Source organism: Saccharothrix luteola, assembly GCF_020859565.1.
In the GTDB taxonomy this organism is placed as follows: Bacteria; Actinomycetota; Actinomycetes; order Mycobacteriales; family Pseudonocardiaceae; genus Actinosynnema; species Actinosynnema luteola.
In genome coordinates this window covers 55,597-75,679 of sequence record NZ_JAJHUO010000043.1, presented here as the reverse complement: position 1 = coordinate 75,679, position 20,083 = coordinate 55,597, and the positions used below count along the sequence as shown (strand labels likewise).

At 74.7% G+C, this 20,083-nt stretch carries 11 protein-coding genes; 7 read left to right on the top strand and 4 right to left on the bottom strand.

Annotated features, from left to right (window positions below):
- Positions 1-188 precede the first annotated feature (188 nt).
- Both LNK82_RS42075 and LNK82_RS42070 read left to right on the top strand, forming a co-directional pair.
- The gene (locus tag LNK82_RS42075) at positions 189-1,793 is read left to right on the top strand and encodes a molybdopterin-dependent oxidoreductase (RefSeq protein WP_230572459.1); all 1,605 of its coding nucleotides are present in this window, start codon (positions 189-191) and stop codon (positions 1,791-1,793) included.
- A 139-nt stretch (positions 1,794-1,932) separates the two neighbouring features.
- The gene (locus LNK82_RS42070; RefSeq protein WP_230572458.1) at positions 1,933-2,583 is read left to right on the top strand and encodes a fasciclin domain-containing protein; all 651 of its coding nucleotides are present in this window, start codon (positions 1,933-1,935) and stop codon (positions 2,581-2,583) included.
- Between the two features lie 77 nt (positions 2,584-2,660).
- Here LNK82_RS42070 and LNK82_RS42065 read toward each other — a convergent pair whose 3' ends face one another.
- Both LNK82_RS42065 and LNK82_RS42060 read right to left on the bottom strand, forming a co-directional pair.
- Positions 2,661-3,233 carry an LOG family protein gene (locus tag LNK82_RS42065; RefSeq protein ID WP_230572457.1) on the bottom strand — a complete coding sequence of 191 codons (573 nt, stop codon included), beginning with the start codon at positions 3,231-3,233 and terminating at the stop codon, positions 2,661-2,663.
- Positions 3,234-3,250: 17 nt separating this feature from the next.
- Positions 3,251-4,546 carry a Zn-dependent hydrolase gene (locus LNK82_RS42060; RefSeq protein ID WP_230572456.1) on the bottom strand — a complete coding sequence of 432 codons (1,296 nt, stop codon included), beginning with the start codon at positions 4,544-4,546 and terminating at the stop codon, positions 3,251-3,253.
- 208 nt (positions 4,547-4,754) lie between these two features.
- Here LNK82_RS42060 and LNK82_RS42055 point away from each other — a divergent pair, with 208 nt between their 5' ends.
- From LNK82_RS42055 to LNK82_RS42035, 5 genes are read left to right on the top strand one after another with little or no spacing between them, the layout of a single operon-like run.
- Complete coding sequence (locus LNK82_RS42055) at positions 4,755-4,952, top strand: MbtH family protein (protein ID WP_230572455.1); 198 nt, start codon at positions 4,755-4,757, stop codon at positions 4,950-4,952.
- Between the two features lie 3 nt (positions 4,953-4,955).
- Positions 4,956-5,993: a cysteine synthase family protein gene (locus LNK82_RS42050; RefSeq protein ID WP_230572454.1), complete on the top strand. Its 1,038-nt coding sequence runs from the start codon at positions 4,956-4,958 to the stop codon at positions 5,991-5,993.
- A complete protein-coding gene (locus LNK82_RS42045; RefSeq protein WP_230572453.1) occupies positions 5,993-7,531 on the top strand; it encodes an argininosuccinate lyase in 1,539 nt (512 codons plus the stop codon). Before LNK82_RS42050 ends, LNK82_RS42045 begins: the two co-directional genes overlap by 1 nt.
- On the top strand, positions 7,528-8,724 hold the full coding sequence (locus LNK82_RS42040) for an ATP-grasp domain-containing protein (RefSeq protein WP_230572452.1): 1,197 nt from the start codon (positions 7,528-7,530) through the stop codon (positions 8,722-8,724). The genes LNK82_RS42045 and LNK82_RS42040 overlap by 4 nt, the downstream gene beginning before the upstream one ends.
- A gap of 14 nt (positions 8,725-8,738) precedes the next feature.
- Entirely contained in the window at positions 8,739-9,806 is a 1,068-nt protein-coding gene (locus LNK82_RS42035) for a GntG family PLP-dependent aldolase (protein ID WP_230572451.1), read from the top strand.
- Positions 9,807-9,861: 55 nt separating this feature from the next.
- On the opposite strand, the gene LNK82_RS42030 is transcribed toward LNK82_RS42035, so the two are convergent.
- Together LNK82_RS42030 and LNK82_RS42025 are read right to left on the bottom strand one after the other, a co-directional pair.
- Positions 9,862-11,085 (bottom strand): MFS transporter, encoded by a 1,224-nt coding sequence (locus LNK82_RS42030; RefSeq protein WP_230572450.1) that lies wholly within the window; start codon positions 11,083-11,085, stop codon positions 9,862-9,864.
- A complete protein-coding gene (locus LNK82_RS42025) occupies positions 11,078-20,062 on the bottom strand; it encodes a non-ribosomal peptide synthetase (RefSeq protein WP_230572449.1) in 8,985 nt (2,994 codons plus the stop codon). The genes LNK82_RS42030 and LNK82_RS42025 overlap by 8 nt, the downstream gene beginning before the upstream one ends.
- Positions 20,063-20,083: the final 21 nt, after the last annotated feature.

Here is a 20,083-nt window from a genome sequence, read left to right as displayed (position 1 = left end):
GGACTACCGCATGGCGGACGTGAGCGTCCTGACGACCGCGAGCGCGGTCGCCGTGGGCCGGAACGTGCCCCACCGCGCCGACTCCCACGGCTCCACGGCCCGGTCATCGCCCATGAACCGCACGCTTCCCGGCTTCCCGGTTTCTGCTCCGGGGCAATCCGAGGGGCCGTTCGCTGCGAATACCAGGTGTGAACGCAACCACGCGCAGGCAGAGAGACGATCCCCGGCTGCCGCTGTGGGCGGCGGTCGCGGCGGGGTTGCTCGCGGTGGCGGCGGCGTTGGCCGCCGGGCACCTCGTCGCCGCGCTCGTCGACCCGTTCGCCTCACCGTTCCTGGCCGTCGGCAACACCGCGATCGACCTGACGCCGCACCCGGTGAAGGACTTCGCGATCCGCACGTTCGGCGAGGACGACAAGCTCGTCCTGCTGGCGGGCATGGCGGTCGTCATCGCGGGTGCGGCGGTCGTGGCCGGGCTGCTGTCCCGGCGCGGCGCGCTGCCCGGGACGGTCCTGGCGGGCGGGCTCGGCGTGGTCGGCATCGTGGCGGTGCTCGCCCGCCCCACGCTGGGCGTGACGGCTGTGCTCGCGCCGGTGATCAGCCTGGTCGTCGGTGTCCTGGTCTTCCGGTGGCTGCACCGGCTCGCCCGGCGCCCGGCGGGCGAGCCTCCCGAGGACGCCACTGTGGACGGTCCCAGTACGCGTCCGGTGGACTGGCGGGTGCCCGGCCTGGGACGCCGTCGCTTCCTGGTCACCTCCACCGCCGTCGCCGCCGCGGCCGGGGCGACCGCCGCCGCCGGGCAGTTCCTCGGTGGCCGGGTCGACGTGGAGGCCTCCCGCCGCTCGATCCGGCTCACCCCGGACGTGACCGCACCGCCGATCCCGGAGGGGGCGGACTTCGCCGGGGACGGGACGCCGACCTTCCTCACGTCGAACGCGGACTTCTACCGGGTGGACACCGCGTTGTCCGTGCCCAGGGTGCGGGCGCAGGACTGGCGCGTGCGCGTGCACGGCATGGTCGACCGCGAACTCGTCCTCACCTACGACGACCTGCTGGCCAGGCCGCTGGTGGAGAAGACGATCAGCCTCTGCTGCGTGTCCAACGAAGTCGGCGGGCCCTACATCTCCACCACCACCTTCATCGGCGTGTCCCTGAGCGACATCCTCGCCGAGGCGGGCATCCGACCGGGTTCGGACCAGATCGCGACGCGCAGCGTGGACGGCTGGACCTGCGGCACCCCCGTCGAGGACGTCATGAGGCCCGGCAGCGACGCGTTGTTGGCCGTCGGCATGAACGGCGAACCGCTCCCCGTCGAGCACGGCTTCCCCGTGCGCATGGTCGTGCCCGGCCTGTACGGGTTCGTCTCGGCGACCAAGTGGCTGGTCGACGCCGAACTCACCACGTTCGCCGACTTCGACGCCTATTGGGTCAAGCGCGACTGGGCACGCCGTGCCCCGATCAAGACCATGTCCCGCGTCGACCGGCCCAAGGCCTTCGAGCAGGTGCCCGCGGGCCGGTTCGTCGCCGCCGGGGTCGCGTGGGCCCAGCACCGGGGCGTCGACAAGGTCGAGGTCCGCGTGGACGGCGGTCCCTGGCAGGCCACGACCCTGAGCACGGAGGTCACCGTCGACACCTGGCGGATGTGGCGCGCCGAGCTCGACCTGCCCGCCGGCTCCCACACGCTGGAAGTGCGGGCCACCGACCGCACCGGCTACACCCAGACCAGTGAACGGGCCGAACCGATCCCGGACGGCGCCGCCGGATGGCACACGATCGTGTTCACCGCCCGACCGTGACCAGTCCGAACACGACCGGCACGAGGAACTCCCCGACTTTTCTTCCGTTCGACCAATCCGGAGCCCTTCCGGCGCCGAATCACCCATGACAAGCCGGGAAGCACCGTCCTGGCAACCGTCCTCAAAGGAGTGACCTCCCATGCGCAGCACCCGGCCCGCGTCCGCGATCGGCGTTCTCACCGCGGCCCTGATCGCCCTGACCGCCTGCGGCAGCGGCGACCAGGCAGCCTCCGACACCACGACCTCGGCCGCCGCCACGACCACCACGACCACCAGCAGCAAGGCGATGAGCGACGGCGTCACCACGACCGGCGACGTGTTCGGCGCCGCCTGCGCCAACCTGCCGAAGGACACCGAGGGTTCCCTCGACGGCATGGTCGACGACCCGGTGGCCACCGCCGCGAGCAACAACCCGCTGCTCACCAAGCTCGTGGCCGCCGTCGAGGCCGCCGGTCTCGTCGACACCCTCAACAAGGCGGACGCGAAGTACACCGTCTTCGCGCCCTACGACCCCGCCTTCGACGCCCTCGGCGCGGACACCCTCAACGCCGTGCTCGCCGACAAGCCCAAGCTGACCGGCATCCTGACCTACCACGTCGTGCCGCAGCGCATGGACAAGGAAGGCATCCTGTCCTCCGCCGGCCTGCCCACCGTCCAGGGCGGCACCCTCAAGGTCGAGGGCTCCGGCGACAACGTCACGGTCAACGGCGCGAAGGTCCTGTGCGGCAACATCCCGACCGCGAACGCCACCGTGTTCGTCATCGACAAGGTGATGATGCCCACCTCGTAGTCCCTTCGGCCATCGCCAAGAGGACTGCGACGGCCCGGAACCCGGTCATCCGGGTTCCGGGCCGTTCGGCGGGGTGGTCAGCCGGCGGCGAGTTCGGCGACCCGTCGCGCGCCGCACAGGTCCAGCGCTTCCCGCGCCGTCGAGGCGAGCCGCACCAGGCCGCGTTCCCCACCGGAGATGAAGCCCTCGCGGGAACTGCGGTCCAGCAGCGCGCCCAGCGGGCGGTAGTAGCCGTCCACGTCGAGCAGCACCACGGGCTTGTCGTGCAGGCCGATCTTGACCCAGGTCAGCGCCTCGAACAGCTCGTCGAAGGTGCCGAAACCGCCGGGCAGGACGATGAACGCGTCCGCCAGCCGGTACATCAGGGACTTGCGCTCGTGCATGGTCTCCACGAGGTGGATCTCGTCGATGTCGGTCTTCACCGGGTCGTGCCGGGTCAGGTGGTGCGGGATGACGCCGGTGACGTGGGCGCCCGACGCGAGGGCGCCGTCGGCCACCGCGCCCATCAGCCCACCCCCGCTGCCGCCGTACACCAGGCCGATACCGCGCCTGCCCAGCTCGGCGCCCAGGTCGGTCGCACGGGCCAGGTAGGCGCCGCCGCGACCGGGGTTGGCGCCGCAGAACACCGCGATCCTCTGTGGACTGGTCATGGTCTCCTCCTCGTGGCTCATGGCCGCGCCACCCCGAGCACGGTGCGCAGCAGCGTGTCCGCGCCCGCGACCAGGTGGGTGTCGTCGGTGTCTTCGTGGGGTGCGTGGCTGATCCCGTCCCGGCTCGGCACGAAGATCATCCCGATCGGCGCGAGGGCGGCGACCACCTGCGCGTCGTGCCCCGCCCCGCTGTCCAGGGCGGCGTGCCGCAGGCCGAGGCCGTCGGCGGCGTCGGCGATGGCGCGGCTCAACGCGCCGTCGGTGGCGACCGGCTGGGTGATCCGGGCGGGCAGGACCTCGATCTCGGTGTCGGTCGCCTCGGCGAGCTGGGCCAGCTCGGTGGTGATCGCCAGTTCGGCGGCGCGCAGCCGGTCCGCGCGGCCGTCGCGGATCTCGGCGGTGAGCCGCGCGGTGCCGGGGATCACGTTGGTGGTGCCCGGGTCCACGCTGATCCGGCCCACGGTGGACACCCGGCACAGGTCGCGGGTGCGGGCCAGCTTCTCGATGGCCAGCACCGCCCGCGCGGCGACGGTCAGCGCGTCGCGGCGGGCCCACATCGGTGTGGTGCCGGCGTGGTCCTGGTCACCGCGCACGGTGATGTCCAGAATGGTGCGGCCGGTGATGGCCTGCACCACGCCGATCGGGACGCCCGCCTGCTCCAGCACGGGACCCTGCTCGATGTGCAGCTCCAGGTAACCCGCGACGGAACCGGCGGGCCACGCCGCGTCCGCGATGGCGTCCAGGTCGCCGCCGGCGGCGCGCAGGGCGTCCGGCAGCGCCACGCCGTTCGCGGTCATCCGGCGGGCGTGGTCGGTGTCCACCCGGCCGACCAGCCCGAGGGAACCGAAGAACGGGTAGGGGAAGAACGCGCCTTCCTCGTTGGTGAACGCCACCGCGACCGGCTCGTAGGCCAGCTCGACGTCGTGCGCCGCCAGCACCCGCAACACCTCGCACGCGGCCATCACGCCGTAGGTGCCGTCCAGCCGGCCGCCGTCGACCACCGTGTCGATGTGCGAGCCCATGAGCAGCACCGGCCGGTCCGGGCGGGCCGGGCCGGGCCGCCGGACGACGAGGTTGCCCGCCTCGTCGGTGCGGGCCACCAGCCCGTCGCGGCGGCACTGCTCGGCGAGGTGGGCGCGGGCCGCGGTCTCCTCGGGGGTGAGCCCGAGCCGGGTGATCCCCCGCCCCGGCCGGGCGCCGATGCGGGAGATCGCGGCCAACCGGCGCAGCAGCAGCGCACCGTCGACGTGCAGCTCGTCATCGGGCCACGGCCACGCGGCCGGGCGCACTGATCCTTCGGCGGGAATGCTCATGGGACTTCGACCTGCCTTCGACGGGGGCCGGACCGGCTGGGTGACACCGTCGCCGGATCCACGGGATTGCCACCACTGAACCGCCCGGTCCTATCGAACGGGCATCGGTGGCCGATCGACGCCGGTCGGGCGATAGCGGCGGGATAGGACCGCGGTAAACCGCCGTCGGAACCTGGTGTCCCCGGCACGACGGCGAGAGGCGGAGACCGTGTCCGACAGCGAGGCGACCTTCAAGGTCGTGGTGAACCACGAGGAGCAGTACTCGATCTGGCCGGCCGGTCGGGACGTCCCGGCCGGCTGGCGCGACGGCGGCGCGACGGGCACCCGCGAGGAGTGCCTGGGGCACATCGAGCGCGTGTGGACCGACATGCGCCCGCTCAGCCTGCGCACGCGGTCCGGTGGCTGAGCCGTGCCCGCGTTCGGCGACGTGGTCGAGGCGTACCGCATCCCCGTGGTGGTGCGCCTGACGGACAACCTCTACGCGTTGGCCTACCGGCTGATGAAGATGGTGCCCGCGCGGCACATCATGCGGCAGGCGGCCGACCAGGGCCTGCTGGAGCCGGGCGCGACGGTCGTGGAGACCACCTCCGGCACGTTCGGGCTGGCGCTGGCCATGGAGTGCGCGATCACCGACCGGCCGCTGGTGCTGGTCAGCGACCCGGTGATCGACGCGCCCCTGCGACGCAGGCTGGAAGACCTCGGCGCGACCGTGGACATCGTGCGCGAACGCGCGCCCGGAGGCGGCTACCAGGCGACCCGGCTGGCCAGGGTCGCGGAGCTGATGGCCGCGCTGCCGTCGGCGTTCTGCCCCGAGCAGTACACCAACCCGGCCAACCCGGCGTCCTACGCGCTGGTGGCCGACCTGCTCGCCGACCAGCTCGGCCAGGTGGACTGCCTGGTCGGCCCGGTCGGGTCGGGCGGCTCGATGTGCGGCACGGCGAGCGCGCTGCGCGAGGCGTACCCGGACCTGCGGGCCATCGGCGTGGACACCCACCGCAGCGTGCTGTTCGGCCAGCCCGACGGGCTGCGGGCGCTGCGCGGGCTGGGCAACAGCCTGGTGCCCGCGAACCTGGACCACCGGCAGTTCGACGAGGTGCACTGGGTGGACGCGGGCCGTGCCTACGCCGCCACCAGGGATCTGCACCGCAGGCACGCCCTGTTCATGGGGCCGACCAGTGGCGCGTCCTACCTGGCCGGCGCGTGGTGGGCGGCGCGCAACCCGGACGCGTTGACCGTCGTGGTGCTGCCGGACGAGGGGTTCCGCTACCTCGACACGGTGTACGACGACGGGTGGCTGACGGCGGGCGGCTGGTCCGCCGACGCGCCCGGCGGCCGGCCGGTGACCGTGAGCGGGGCCGCGGACGCGGTGGACGGCTGGTCCCGGCTGCTGTGGGGACGCCGTTCGCTGGCCGAGGTCGTCGGCGCGGACCTGGCGGGAGTGGCGTGATGGACGTGCCACTGGCCGTCGCGCCGCCGACCTCCGCGGTGGACACCGGGCGGGTGGTCGGCGGGCTCGGCGCGCGCAGCTCGCGCATCGTGTTCGGCGCCACCGCGGACGCCGGGATCGACGCCGAACTGCCCTGGGTCAGCACGATCGACCAGGCGCACCTGCTGATGCTCGCGGCCCGCGGGCTGATCGCGCCCGCGTCCGCCGTCGCGCTGCTGGTCGAGATCGACCGGCTGCGCGGTGACGGGTTCGCGCCGCTGCGCGGCAGGCCCGCGGCGCGCGGGGCGTACCTGCTGTACGAGGAGCACCTGATCGGGCTGCTCGGCCCGGCGGTCGGCGGCGTCCTGCACACCGGGCGTTCCCGCAACGACCTGAAGGCCACGGTGCACCAGTTGCGGGCCCGCGAGCAGGTGGCCTCGGTGTTGAGCGGGTTGCTGCGGTTGCAGGCCGTGCTGCTGGCCGCCGCACGGCGGCACCGGAGCACGGTGATGCCCGCGTTCAGCCAGTACCAGCCCGCGGTGCCGGTCAGCTACGGCTGGTACCTGCTGGGCATCGCGGAGGCGCTGGACGCGGACATCACCGGCGTGTGGCACGCCGCCCGGTCGTTGCGCCGGTGCCCGCTGGGAGCGGCGGCGGGCGCGGGCACCGACGTGCCGGTCGACCCGGCGCACACCGCGCGGCTGCTCGGGTTCGACGAGCCGGTGGAGCACGCGGGCTACTCCGTCGCCTCCCGCGACGGGCTGGTCCGGCTGCTGTCGGCGGGCGCGCTGGCCGGGCTGACGCTGTCCCGGCTGGCCGCCGACCTCCAGCTGTGGAGCACGCCCGAGTTCGGCCTGGTCGACTTCCCCGACAGCCTGGTGGGCTCCAGCTCAGCCATGCCGCAGAAGCGCAACCCGTTCCTGCTGGAGCACATCAAGGGCGGCGCCGGCGCGCTGATCGGCGCGTGGACGGCGGCGGCGAGCGTGACGCGCGCGGTGCCGTTCGGCAACTCGGTGGAGGCGACCACGGACGCCGTCGCGCCGATCTGGCCCGCGCTCGGGCAGCTCGTCGACGTGCTCGGGCTCGCGCTGTCCGTCGTGGCCGGCGCGCGGCCGAGGGCGGACGCGATGCTCGCCGACGCCGATCGCGGCGGCACGGTGGCGACCGCGCTGGCCAACCGCCTGGTCGCCGCCGGGGTGCCGTTCCGGGTCGCGCACCGCGCGGTCGGCCGGCTGATCACCGGGCTGGCGGGTGGCGGTCCGGTGTCCGGGTCCGCGATGGTGGCGGCCTCGGCCGACCTCGACCGGGTGCTGCGCGACGAGGGCTTCCCGGTGGACCTGGGCGCGGTGCTCACCGGGTTGGACCCGGCCGCGGTGTGCTTGGCGACCGACTTCGGCGGCGGGCCCGGCCCGCGGTCGTTCGACCGGGCCCACGCACGGCTGCTGGCCGACTGGCGCGACCGGGTGCGGGACGCGCGGGAGTGGGCGGCCCGGGTGCGGGCGGCGGACGACGAGCGGTCGGCCGCGGTGCGCGCGCTGGTCGCCGGGGTGGGGCGGTGAGCGCGGGTCGGTTGGCGCTGGTGGAGAGCAACACCACCGGCACCGGCCGTGACTTCGCGGTGGCCGCCCGACGGCTCGGCCTGAGCCCGGTGCTGCTCACCAGGGGGGAGCGGCACTATCAGTACGCGGCCGAGCTGGACCTGGACGTGCTGCTGGTGGACACCGGCTCACCGGACGCGGTGCGGACGGCGTGCGCGGCGTTGCCGGGGTTGCGCGGTGTCACCAGCAGCAGCGAGTACTTCATCGGCGTGGCCGCCGCCGTGGCCCGGGACCTGGGGCTGCCCGGCGTCGACCCGGACGGGATCACCGTCTGCCGCGACAAGGTGGCCGCCCGGGAGCGGCTGAGCCACCTCGGTGCGCCGGACTTCGCCGGGTGCCGGACGCCCGCCGACGCCGTCGCGGCGGCCCGCGCGTTCGGCCCGGTGGTGGTCAAACCGGGCCGCGGTTCGGGCTCGTGCGGTGTCCGCGCGTGCGCCGATCCCGAGGAGGCCGGGCGCTGGGCCGCCCGGCTGTTCGCCGACGGCGCGGCGGAGGTGCTGGTGGAGCGGGAGATCGCCGGCCCCGAGTTCTCGGTGGAGGTGGTGGCCGGCGAGCTCGTCGGCGTGACCGCCAAGCACCTCGGGCCGAAGCCGCACTTCGTCGAGCACGGGCACGACTTCCCCGCGCCCGTGCCCCGGTCGACGAGCGTCGCGCTGGGCTCGGCCGCGCTGGCGGCGCTGGGCGCGTGCGGCCTGCCGGACGGCACCGCGCACGTCGAGTTCCGCTGGGCGAGCGGGCGGCCGTGGCTGATCGAGGTCAACCCGCGGCTGGCGGGCGGCCTCATCCCGCGCCTCGTGCGGCACGCGTCGGGGCGGGACCTGGTGGCGGAGGTGGTCGCCCACGCCGCCGGCCTGACCCCGCCGTCCGCGTCGGCGCTCGCGGCCCACGCCTCGATCCGGTTCCTGGTGCCGCCCGCCGGCGTGGTGACCTCGGTGTCCGGTGTGGACGGTGCCCGCCGCGCTCCGGGCGTGACCGAAGCCGTGTGCACGGCGACACCGGGCGAGCGGCTGACCCCCGACCACAGCTTCACCGACCGCCGTGGCCACGTCATCGCCGTGGGCGCGACGGCGGCGCAGGCCATCGCGCGGGCGGAATCGGCGCACGCGCGCATCCGGATCGCGACCGCACCGATCACGGTGCCGGCCACCCGTTGAGGAGAGGACGCGCCATGCCGAGTTCGATCGTGGAGCTGCGCAGCGACACCTTCACCACCCCGACCACGGCGATGCTGGCCGCGATGGTCGGCGCGCCGCTGGGCGACGACGTCTACGGCGAGGACCCGACCGTGGCCCGGCTGGAGGAGCGGTCGGCGGACCTGCTCGGCAAGGAGGCCGGCTGCCTGATGCCCAGCGGCACCATGGCCAACCTCGCCGCGATCATGGCCCACGCGCCGCGCGGCACGGGTGTGCTGGCCGCGCGGGACTCGGACATCTACGCCTATGAAGCACACGGCGTCTCCGTGCTCGGTGGGCTCGCGCTGCACCCGGTGGAGACCGACGAGCACGGCCGACCGCGGCCGGACTCCCTGCTCGCCGCGCTGCCGGAGGACGCCGACGACCCGCAGTTCGCGGTGCCGGCGGTGGTGTGCGTGGAGAACACGGCCAACCGGGCGGGCGGGGTCGCGCTGACGGCCGCCGAACTGGCGACCGTCGCCGACTTCGCCACCGCGCACGGGATGAGGTTCCACCTGGACGGCGCGCGGATCTTCAACGCCGCCGTCGCGCTCGGCGTGGATCCGGCGGAGCTGGTCCGGCGTGCGGACTCGGTGCAGTTCTGCCTGTCCAAGGGGCTGTCGGCGCCGATCGGGTCGGTGGTGGTGGGCTCGGCGGACTTCGTGGCGGCCGTCCGCAGGCTTCGCAAGATGCTCGGCGGCGGGATGCGGCAGGCCGGTGTGCTGGCGGCGGCCGGCCTGGTCGCGCTCGACACCGGGATCGACCGGCTGTCCGAGGACCACGCCAACGCCCGTGCGCTGGCCGAGGGCCTGGCCGGAGTGCCGGGTGTCGAGGTCGACCCGGTCCGGGTGCGCACCAACATGGTTCGGTTCCGGCTGATCGGGTCACCGCTGACGCACGCCGCGCTCATCGAGCTGGCCGCGCGGGAGGGCGTCCGACTGGCCGAGCTGGGTCGTGGCACGCTCCGCGCCGTCACCCACCGCGGCGTGGACGCCGCCGACGTGTCGCGCGCGGTGTCCACCATCGCGGCGATCGTGCGGGAGCACTCGCCCGTCGCGGTCTGATCGTGCACACGCGAAGAGGCCGGTGGTCAGCAGACCACCGGCCTCTTCGCTGTCGTCAGCTCTTCGCGCCCACCGGCACGGGCGGTTCACCGGTCATCACCGGAGCCTGCCGCGCCGACGCCCGCAGGGTCAGGGCGGCCCCGGCCAGCAGGAATACGGCACCCACCGCGAACAGCAGTTGGTAGCCCAGCACGGTGAGCAGGCCGCTGCCCAGCGCGACCGACAGCGCCAACGGCGCGGACACCGCGAGGTCGGCCGCCGAGAACACCCGGCCCTGGAGGTTCTTCGGCGTGTTCGCCTGCAGGTAGGTGATCAGACCCACGCCCGCCAGCGGCAGGCAGACGCCGGCGACCGCCATCGACACCAGCACCACCGGCAGCGACGGCACGGCCAGCAGAACCAGGCTCACCGCGTACCCGGCGAGGCCGAGCCGCACCAGCCGCAGCTCGCCGAGGCGCCGGTTGAGCCGGCCCGCGAACGGCCCGATCAGCACCGCCGCCGCGCCCTGGACCACGCCGGTGATGCCGACGAACGCCGGGTCGAGGCCGAGCCCGTCGCCGATGGCCGAGAAGATGCCCGACTCGCCGAACCCGTACGCCAGCGCGGCCACCCCGAACCCGAGCACCAGCCAGCGCATCACGCGGTGGTCGGCCACGTACCGGACGCCCTGCGCGATGTCCGCCCCGAACGCCCGGCCGCTGGGCTCCGGCCGCTGTTCCCGCACCCGCATCCGCAGCAGGAACGCCACCGCGGCGAGGAACGTCAGCGCGTCCAGCACGATCACCGCGGGCGCGCCGAGCCAGACGAACAGCCCCGCCCCGACCAGGGGCGCGACGATCCGCAGCGCCTCCCTGGTCGAGCGGAGCAACCCGTTGGCCTCGGCCAGCCGGTCGGCGGGCAGCACGTCGGCGATCAGCGCGGACTGCGCCGACCCGATCACCTTGTTCACCAGGCCGTAGGCGAACATCACCAGGTAGACGAGCCACACGTCCTCGGCGCCGTCCACCAGCAGCAGCGGCAGCACCACCGCCGCGCCCACCAGGTTCGCCACCACCAGCAGCCGGGACCGGCGCACCCGGTCCACCACCGCGCCGAGCACGGGCGCGGCCAGCGCGGCGGCGGAGAAGAAGAACATCACCAGCCCGGCCTCCGCCGAACTGCCGGTCAGCGTCTTCACCCAGATGGCGAGCGCCAGCCACAGCGCCGAGTCGCCGAGCCCGGACAACGACTGGCCGACCAGGTAGAGCCGGACCACGCGGTCGCGCAGCACGCTAGTCATGGATGATCTCCAAGTCCGCGACGCCCATCTCGGCGTGCACCTCGCGCAGGAACTCGCGTCCCACGTCGCCGTTGGTCATGGCCACCAGACCCGCCTCCGTCTCCCAGTCGAACGTGGTCAAGCACTTGTAGCCCGGCGTCTCGCCGCCGTGCCCGATGCGGGTCCGGCCGCCGAGGCGGAACACGAACACGCCGAGCCCGTAGCCGGAACCCATGCCCGGCGTGCCCACCTGCCCGCCGAGCGCGGCCGGCAGCAGCGACGACCGGCCGTGCGCGGCCCGGTGCACTTCGAGCGTGATCCGGGCCAGGTCGGTCGCGGTGGTCCACAACCCCGCCGCCGCGTGCTCGGGCAGCACCCGCCACCCGCCGGGGTACGCCTCGCCGGTCGCCCGGTGCCCGGTGGCCACGTCGGGCCGGCCGACCACGAACTCCGCCCCGTAGCCGCTGGCGCGCAGCCCGAGCGGGGCGAGCACCAGGTCGCGGGCCGCCACGGCGAACGACGTGCCGGTCACGTCCTCGACGAGTTGCTGGAGCACGGTGTAGTGGCTGCCCGAGTAGCGGTACCGCTCGCCGGGCGGCAGCTCGGCGCGCACCGCGGGCGTGGTGACCCGCGCGGAACCGGTCAGCACTTCCGCCAGCGGCGGCACCGGCCCGTCCGGCTGGTAGCCCGAGTAGTCGTGGAACGTCAGCCCACCGGTGTGGTCGAGCAGTTGCCGCACGGTCACCGGCGACCCCACCCGCCAGCCGCGCAGGTACGCGTCGGCCGGCGCGTCCAGCTCGACCAGCCCCGCGTCGACCAGCCGGAGCACGGTCAGCGCGGCGACCTGCTTGCTCGCCGAACCCGCCTGGAACACCGTGCCGGGTGTGACCGGGGCGGACTCGCCGCGACGCAGCACGCCGTGCGCGAACGCCCGCACCGGTTCGCCGCCCACCACCACGGCGGCGCTCAGGCCGGGCAGCGCCCGACGGGCGGCGGGCACCAGCAGGACCGGCGCGCCCGGGAACACCCGGGTCGCCACCGGGTCGGCCGGCGGCACCGGCAGGGCCGCCAGCAGCCGCAGGTGGTCGAGCACCGCGTCGGCGAGGCGGCGCACGGTCGTCGCGTCGTGCCGGGCGGTGGAGAACTTCCACGTCACGCGCAGGCCGTCCGCGTCCAGCGCGGCGTCCACTTCGAGCAGGTAGGGCCGCACGCCCTCGGGCGAGCGCGCCACGCCGGTCGGCCCGTCGACCGGCCGCAGGAACTCGCGCGTCCCCCCGGTGTGCCGACCGTGGTAGTTCAGCACGAGCTGCGCGGCCTGCCGCCCGCCGGACAGCCCGTACCCGATGCCGTGGTCCGGCACGCCGTGCAACTGCTCGGCGACCACGGCCAAGTCGGTCGCGGCGTCGCCCGTCAGCTCCACCAGCACCGGTTGCACGGCGGTGAACCAGCCGACCGTGCGGGACAGGTCCACGTCGGCGAACAGCGGCTCGCGGCCGTGGCGCTCGATGTCGACCAGGGCGGTCCGCCGTCCCGTCCAGTCGGCCAGCGCGCGGGACACCGAGGCCAGCAGCAGGTCTTCCACCCGGTGCGGCGAGCCGGTCACCAGCCCGGCCGGCACGCGGGTGGTGAACTCGACCGCCGACCCCTCGGTGTGGGCGCCGGCCACGTGGTCGACCGGCAGGTCGGCGGCGGACGAGAAGTCCAACCCCCGCCAGTAGGCGGCCTCGCCCGCGAACTCGTCGCCGGTGGCGTGCGCGGCCAGCTTGGACGCCCAGTGCTGCACCGACGTGGTCTTGGCGGGCAGGGTGACCGGTCCGCCGTCGCGCAGCTGCCGGTAGGCGGTGGTGAGGTCGTCGAGCAGGACGCCCCACGACACGGTGTCCACGGCCAGGTGGTGGATCACCAGCAGCAGCCGGTCACCGCCCTCCCCGCGGCACAGCACCGCCCGCAGCAGCGGACCGCCGGCGAGGCTCAGCGCGCGGTGGGCCTCGTCCGCCGCGTCGGCCAGCCCGTCGTCGGCGACCACCCGCACCTCGGGCGCGTCGGTCACGTCGGCGAGCCGCTGCTCCCAGCCGTGCTCACCTCGGGTGAGCCGCAGCCGCAGAGCGTCGTGGTGCCCGACGAGAACCGCCAGCGCGGACCGCAGCACGTCGGGGTCCAGGCGTTCGTCGGCGGCCAGCAGGGCGCTCTGGTTGTAGTGGTCGTGCGGCCAGTCCAGTTCGGTGAACCAGCGCTGGACCGGGGTCGGCGCCACCGGCCCGGTGATCACGCCCTGGTCCGCGTGCACCGCGACGGCGGCCCGCGCGTCCAGCTCGTCCACGGCGAGGCCGGCGATCGTCGGGTGGTCCATCAGGCGGCGGGGGCTGATCGGGATGCCCGCCTGCCGCGCCCGGGACACGATCCGGATCGCCAGCACCGAGTCGCCGCCGAGGTCGAACAGGTTGTCGTGCACGCCGACCCGCTGCACGCCGAGCACGTCGGCCCAGATGTCGGCCATCGTCTGCTCCCGGCCGCTGCGCGGCGGCAGGAACCCGGCCGGTGCCGTCGTCACGACGGCGGGCGCGGTGTCCGGCGCGCTCGGGGCGAGCAGGGCGGGCAACTCGCCCAGGGTCCGCTCGTCCTCCGCCACCAGGGCCCGCAGCACCACCAGGCAGTCCTCGGCGAGCCGCCGGGCCGTTCCCGCGCGGTACCGGTCGCGCTGGTGGTTGAGCTGCAGTTGCAGGCCGTCGCGCAGGATGGCGTCCAGCACCAGCGGGTAGCCGGTGTCCAGGGCCTCGGTGGACGCGATGGCGGCCACGTCGGACGGCAGGGCCTGCGTGCCGTAGCGCTCGTTGTGGAACACCACGATGCTGTCGAACAGCCGCCGTGCCCGGTCGGTGAAGCCCGCCTGCCTGCGGACCTCGGTCATCGTGCAGTGCTCGTGCTCGCGCAGCTCCACCAACTGCTCGTGGACGCCGCGCAGCCAGCCGCCGACCGGGGCCGCGCCGTCCAGGCGGACCCGCACCGGCAGCGTGTTCATCACCATGCCGACCACGTCCTGCACCTCGGGCGCCGACCGGCCGGTCACGGTGGAGCCGAACAGGACGTCCGACCGGCCGCTGTGGTGGCCCAGGACCAACGCCCACGCGGCGTGCACCAGTGCGCCCGCCGTGACGCGGTGGCGTCGGGTCGCCCGGTGCAAGGCGGCCACGAGGTCCGCCGGCGCGTCGACCACCACGATGCCGTTGCCCACCTGGTCGTCCCCGGCTCGGTCCTCGACCGGATCGGCCGCGGGCAGCGGGGTCGGTTCGGTGGACCCGGCGAGCACGCCCGCCCAGTGGCGGGCGTCCGCGTCGCGGTCGCGGCCGGCGAGCCAGGCCAGGTAGTCGCGGTACGGCGTCGGCTCGGGCAGCTCCGGTGGCGCGCCGCTGTCCCGCAGCGCCCGGTACGCCGCGTGCGCCTCGCGGAACACCGCGGTCGCGCTCCAGCCGTCCAGCACGATGTGGTGCGTGCGCCACAGCAGTTCCGCGCTGCGCTCGCCGGTGCGGACGAGGGTGAGCCGCATCGGTGGCGCGGCGGACAGGTCGAACGGCGTGCGCTGCTGCGCGGTCATCAGCTCGCGGAGCCGGTCAGGACGTTCGGCGGCAGGCAGGCGGCGCCAGTCGAGCACCGACAGCGGCACGTCGTCGGCGCGCAGCACCACCTGGTGCGGCTCGGCCAGGCCCTGCCAGACGAACGCGGTGCGCAGCGCGGCGTGCCGCCGTGCGATCAGCCGCCAGGCCTGTTCCCAGCGCGCGGCGTCGGGGTCCTCGTCCAGGTGGAAGCCGAACACCTGCACGTACGCGCTGTCCTCGCCGATGGAGTGCACCAGGATGCCGGTCTGGAGGGCGGACAGCGGATAGGCGTCGACCACCGCGTCGGCGCCGAATCGGGCGTGCAGCAGCGCCATCACGTCGGCGTCGGGTCCGGTCGTGGCGGCTGGGTCCGCTCCGGTGGTGCCCGCGCTCGTCACGGAGGCCAGCGCGGCGATCGTGGGGTGGCTGAACACGTGACCGGGCCGCAGCAGGAGACCGGCCTCCCGGGCCCGCGCCACCACCTGCATGGCGAGGATGGAGTCGCCGCCCCACTCCACGAAGTCGTCGTGCGGCCCGATGCCGGGCACGCCGAGCACGTCGGCCCAGATCGCGGTCAGGATCCGCTCCGCCTCGGCGGACCTCGGCCCGACCGGCGCGCGTGCCGGCTCGACCCGGGTGACTGCCACTGGTGCGGCGGACGACACCAGCACCTCGTCCGGTGACGCCCCGGCCACCAGCCGGGCCAGCACCTCGCGGTACTCGGCGAGCAACGCCGCGCTGTCCGCCGCGGTCACCCGCTCGGGGTCGGCGAACAGCGACACCTCGACCGCGTCGCGATCCGCGATGTCCAGCACCAGCGGGTGACCCGAACGGCCGTGGTCGTGCGCGACCCCGCTCAGCACCGCGCCCGGCAGCTCCACCCGTCCGGTGGGTACGTTGTCGAACACCACGATGCTGTCGAACAACGACCGCCCGGCGGGGACGCCGCAGTGCCGCCGCACGTCGCCCGGCACGCTGTGCTCGAACGGCCGCAGCGCCCACTGCTCGGCGCGCAGCCGGTGCAGCCAGTCGCCGGTGGTCTCGCCCGGGGTGAACCGCACGCGGGTCGGCACGGTGTTCATCAGCATGCCGACCGCGCGGTCCAGGTCCGGCAGGTCCGCCGACCGCCCGGCGACCACCGCGCCGAACACGACGTCGCGCCGACCGCTCGTGCGCGCCAGGACCAGGCCCCACGCGCCCTGCATCAACCCGCCGAGCGTGCCGCGGTGGCGGCGGGCCAGCGCGCGCAGCGCCGCACTGTCCTCATCGGACAGCACGACCCGGTCCTCGCGCGGCGACGGCCGCTTCGTGGTCGCGGGTTCGGGTCCGACCGCCGGGATCGGCGTCGGTTCGGTGAAGCCCGCCAGGGCGTCGCGCCAGTAGGCGGCTTCCTCGGCCCGGTCGCGGCCGGCCAGCCAGGCGAGGTGGCGCAACGAGTCCACCGGCTCGGGCAACTCGGGCGCCGGCGCGCCGACGGCGAACGCGCGGTAGAGGGCGACCAGCTCGCCCAGCACGATCGGCATGCTCCAGCCGTCCAGCAGGGCGTGGTGCAGCACCCAGACCACGTGGTGCGCGCGCTCGGCCACGCGGACCAGGTGCACCCGCACCGGCGGCCGGTCCTCGGCGAAACCGCGCGAGCGCTCGGCGCGCAGCAGCCCGGCGAGCCGTTCGGCCGGTGGTTCGGGGTGGGGGTCCCGCCAGTCGTGGCGCTCCACCGCCAGGACCGCGTGCGGGTGGATCACCTGCACGGGGTGCGGCAGGTCGCGCCAGTGCAACGAGGTCCGCAGCGCCGCGTGCCGATCGGCGACCGCCCGCCACGCCCGCGCCAGCGCGTCGTGGTCGAGGTCGCCGTCGAAGTTGAGGACGAACTGCTCCAGGTAGTCGCCGGACTCCGGGTCGGCCACCGCGCTGAGCAACATCCCGGCCTGCAACGGCGACAACCGGTGCACCGCGCCGAGCTCCGCCGGCGCGGCGGTGCCGGGCACCGCCTCCAGCCCGATCGTGACCGCGGCTTCGGGCATCACGCCCAGCCCGGTCGACACCGCCGTGCTCAGACTGGTCGACGCCGCCGCACCGGGCGCTGTGTCCAGCCCGATGGGTGCTGCGCCGGGCACCGCACCGGCTCCGACCACCGCGCTGCCGGCTCCCACCACGTCACCCGGATCGACCGCCCCGGCCAGCTCGGCGATCGTCTGGTGGCGGAACAGCGCGCCCACCGACATCGTCAGGCCGGCCCGCCGCGCCCGGGCCGCGACCCGGATCGCGAGCACCGAATCGCCGCCCACCTCGAAGAAGTTCTCCCGCACGCCCACCGGCCGGCCCAGCACCTCGCGCCACACGGCGGCCAGCAGGTGCTCCACAGGGGTGCGCGCCACGTCGTCCCCGGCCCGGGTCGCGGCGGCCGAACCCGGCGCGGGCAGCGCGGTGCGGTCCACCTTGCCCGCGCTGGTCAACGGCATCCGGTCGAGCACGACGAACACCGACGGCACCATGTAGTCCGGCAGCACCTCGGCCAGGAACGCGCGCAGCTCGGCCGGCGTCGGGGGAGCGGTCCGGTCCGCCGCGACCAGGTAGCCCACCAGCCGCTTGTGGCCACCGGCCCCGGTGACCGCCGCGGCCACCGCGTCCACCACGCCGGGGTGCAGGCCCAACCGCGCCTCGACCTCGCCCAGCTCGATGCGGTAGCCGCGCACCTTCACCTGGAAGTCGGTGCGCCCCAGGAAGTCCAGCTCGCCGTCCGGCCGGTAGCGGGCCAGGTCGCCGGTGCGGTACAGCCGGTCGCCGGGCGCGCCGAACGGGTCGGGCACGAACTTCTCCGCGGTCAGCGCGGCCCGGTGCAGGTAACCGCGGGCCACGCCGATGCCACCGATGTACAGCTCGCCGACCACGCCGACCGGCATCGGGTTCAGGCCGCTGTCCAGCACGTACATCCGGATGTTGTCGATGGGCCTGCCGATCGGCACCGACCGCGACGGGTCGAAGTCGTCCTCGACCACGTGCACCGAGCAGCCGACGACCGTCTCGGTCGGGCCGTACTCGTTGATGATCCGGGCGTTCGGCGCGACCTGCCGCCACCCCGCCACGGTCTCCGGCCGGACCTCGTCCGCGCCGACCACGAACGTGCGCACGGACCGCACCGAACCCGGGTCGAGCATCCCGCGCAGCACGTCCAGGTGCCCGGGAGTGATCTTGAGCAGGCTGAAGTCGCCTGGCTCGGCCAGCACCCCGGCCAACGTCTCCAGGCTGCGGTCCGGCGGCAGCAGCGTCACGCACCGGCCGCCGACCAGCGGCAGCCAGAAGTTCGGCACGGACAGGTCGAACGCGATGGAGCCGAGCATCGGCGCGCCGCGCTCGCCCTCCAGGCCGTAGCCGGTGATCGCCCAGTGCAGGTAGTTGACCACGCCGACGTGCGGCACCAGCACGCCCTTGGGCTTGCCCGTCGAGCCGGACGTGTACATGACGTAGAGCAGGTTCCCGGCGTCGGACAGCGGCTGCGGCGCGCTGCGCGGTCGGGCGTCGATCTCCGGCCAGTCCTCGTCCACCAGCACGTACCGGCCCGCGAACGCCGCCGGCACGGCCGACCGCAGCGCGGCCGTGGTGACCACGATCGGCGCGGCGGTGTCGGTGAGGATCCACTCCAGCCGGGCGCTGGGCAGGGCGGCGTCCAGCGGCACGTAGGCCGCACCCGCCTTCAGGATGCCCAGCAGCGCCACGAACATCTCGGTCGAGTGGCCGACGCACGCCGCCACCAGGGACTCCCGGCCCACGCCCATCGCCCGCAGGTGGTGCGCGAGCTGGTTGGCCCGCTCGTCCAGCTCCCGGTACGTCACGGTGCCGCCGTCCACCGCGCGGACCGCGACCCGGTCGGGCTCCTCCCTGGCCCACCGCTCGAACAGCCCGTGCACGGTGGCGTCGTCGGGGAACACCGCGTCGGTGTCGTTCCAGCCCCGCACGGCGCGGTCGCGCTCGGCCGGGGTGAGGACGTCCAGGTCGGCGAGAGGGCAGTCCGGCGTGGAGACGGCGCGGCCGATCAGCTCGGTCAGGTGGTCCAGCAGCCGCCGTGCGGTCGCGTCCTCGTACAGGCCGCGCGCGTAGGTCAGGACCAGCTCGACGCAGTCCGGCCTGGTGATCGCGAACAGGGTCAGGTCCACCTTGGCGTGGCCGTCGTCCACCGGGACCGGCTCGACCGCCAGCCCGGCGAACCGCCACGGCGTCGCGCCCGCCTCGAACGCCTGGAACAGCACCTGGAACACGGGGTTGTGCTCGGCGCTGCGCTCCACCCGCAGGTCGGCGACCACCTGGTCGAACGGCACGTCGGAGTGGGCGAGCGCGTCGAGCACCGAGCGGTTCACCCGGCGCGCCGACTCGGCCGCGGTCGGGTCGCCGGTCAGGTCGACCGGGATGGCCACGGTGTTGGCGAACAACCCGACCAGCGGCTCGGTCTGCGGCGTGGGCCGACCCGCGACCAGCGAGCCGATCGCGAACCTCGGCTGCCCGGTGTAGCGGTGCAGCAGGCCGGCGAACAGCGCCAGCACCGTGCTGAACACGGTCGTGCCCGAGGCGGCGGCCAGCCGGTGCACGCCCGCGGAGGTCTCGGCGGAGAGCCGGGCGCGGATCGTGGCGCCGCGGTGGTCGGCGACGTCGCGGGCCCGGTCGGTCGGCAGCTCCAGCACGGGCGCGGCCCCGTCCAGCGCGGCGCGCCAGTGGTCGAGCTGGCGGCGGCCCAGCGGTCCGGCCACCCGTTCGGCCTGCCACCGCGCGTAGTCCGCGTAACGGACGTCCAGCTCGGGCAGCGAGGGCGTGCCGCCGGTGTGGAACGCCTCGTAGAGCGCGGTCAGCTCGCGGGCCAGGATGCCGCCGGACCACTCGTCCACCAGCAGGTGGTGCGCCCGGATCACCAGCAGGTGCTCCTCGGCGTCCCCGGAGACCGGCACCAGCACCGCGCCGAACAGCGGCCCGGCGGCCAGGTCGAAGGGGACGCGGGCGAGCGTCGCGGCCAGGGCGAGCGCGCCGTCGTGGTCGTGCGGCTCCTCGACCCGCAGCAGGTCCGCCGACACGTCGCCGAGCACCTGCACCGGACCGTCCTCGCCCTCCGGGTAGGCGCTGCGCAGCACCTCGTGCCGGTGCACCAAGGCGGCGAACGCGGCGGCCAGCGCGCTGCGGTCCACCGCACCGCGCAGCCACATCGACCATTGGACGCCGTACACGGCGTTGTCGGTCAGGAGTTGGTTGGCGAGCCACATCCCGTGCTGCACGGGGGAGAGGGCGGTCGGCCCGTCGCCGGTGAACCGGCCGATCTCCGGCCGGTCCGGCGCGCCGGCCGACGCACGGCCGCGCAACCGCTGCTCGATCAACCGCTGCTTCGCCGTGCTCATCTGGCCCGGCCGCACTGCTTCGGTGGTCATCGTGGTTCCCGTCGGGTCTCG

Bases quoted from the DNA above. Each gene is read 5' to 3' on its own strand.
- LNK82_RS42045 (WP_230572453.1), top strand. From the start codon at position 5,993: ATGGACGTGCCACTGGCCGTCGCGCCGCCGACCTCCGCGGTGGACACC.
- LNK82_RS42065 (WP_230572457.1), bottom strand. From the start codon at position 3,233: ATGACCAGTCCACAGAGGATCGCGGTGTTCTGCGGCGCCAACCCCGGT.
- LNK82_RS42025 (WP_230572449.1), bottom strand. From the start codon at position 20,062: ATGACCACCGAAGCAGTGCGGCCGGGCCAGATGAGCACGGCGAAGCAG.
- LNK82_RS42070 (WP_230572458.1), top strand. From the start codon at position 1,933: ATGCGCAGCACCCGGCCCGCGTCCGCGATCGGCGTTCTCACCGCGGCC.
- LNK82_RS42030 (WP_230572450.1), bottom strand. From the start codon at position 11,085: ATGACTAGCGTGCTGCGCGACCGCGTGGTCCGGCTCTACCTGGTCGGC.
- LNK82_RS42035 (WP_230572451.1), top strand. From the start codon at position 8,739: ATGCCGAGTTCGATCGTGGAGCTGCGCAGCGACACCTTCACCACCCCG.
- LNK82_RS42060 (WP_230572456.1), bottom strand. From the start codon at position 4,546: ATGAGCATTCCCGCCGAAGGATCAGTGCGCCCGGCCGCGTGGCCGTGG.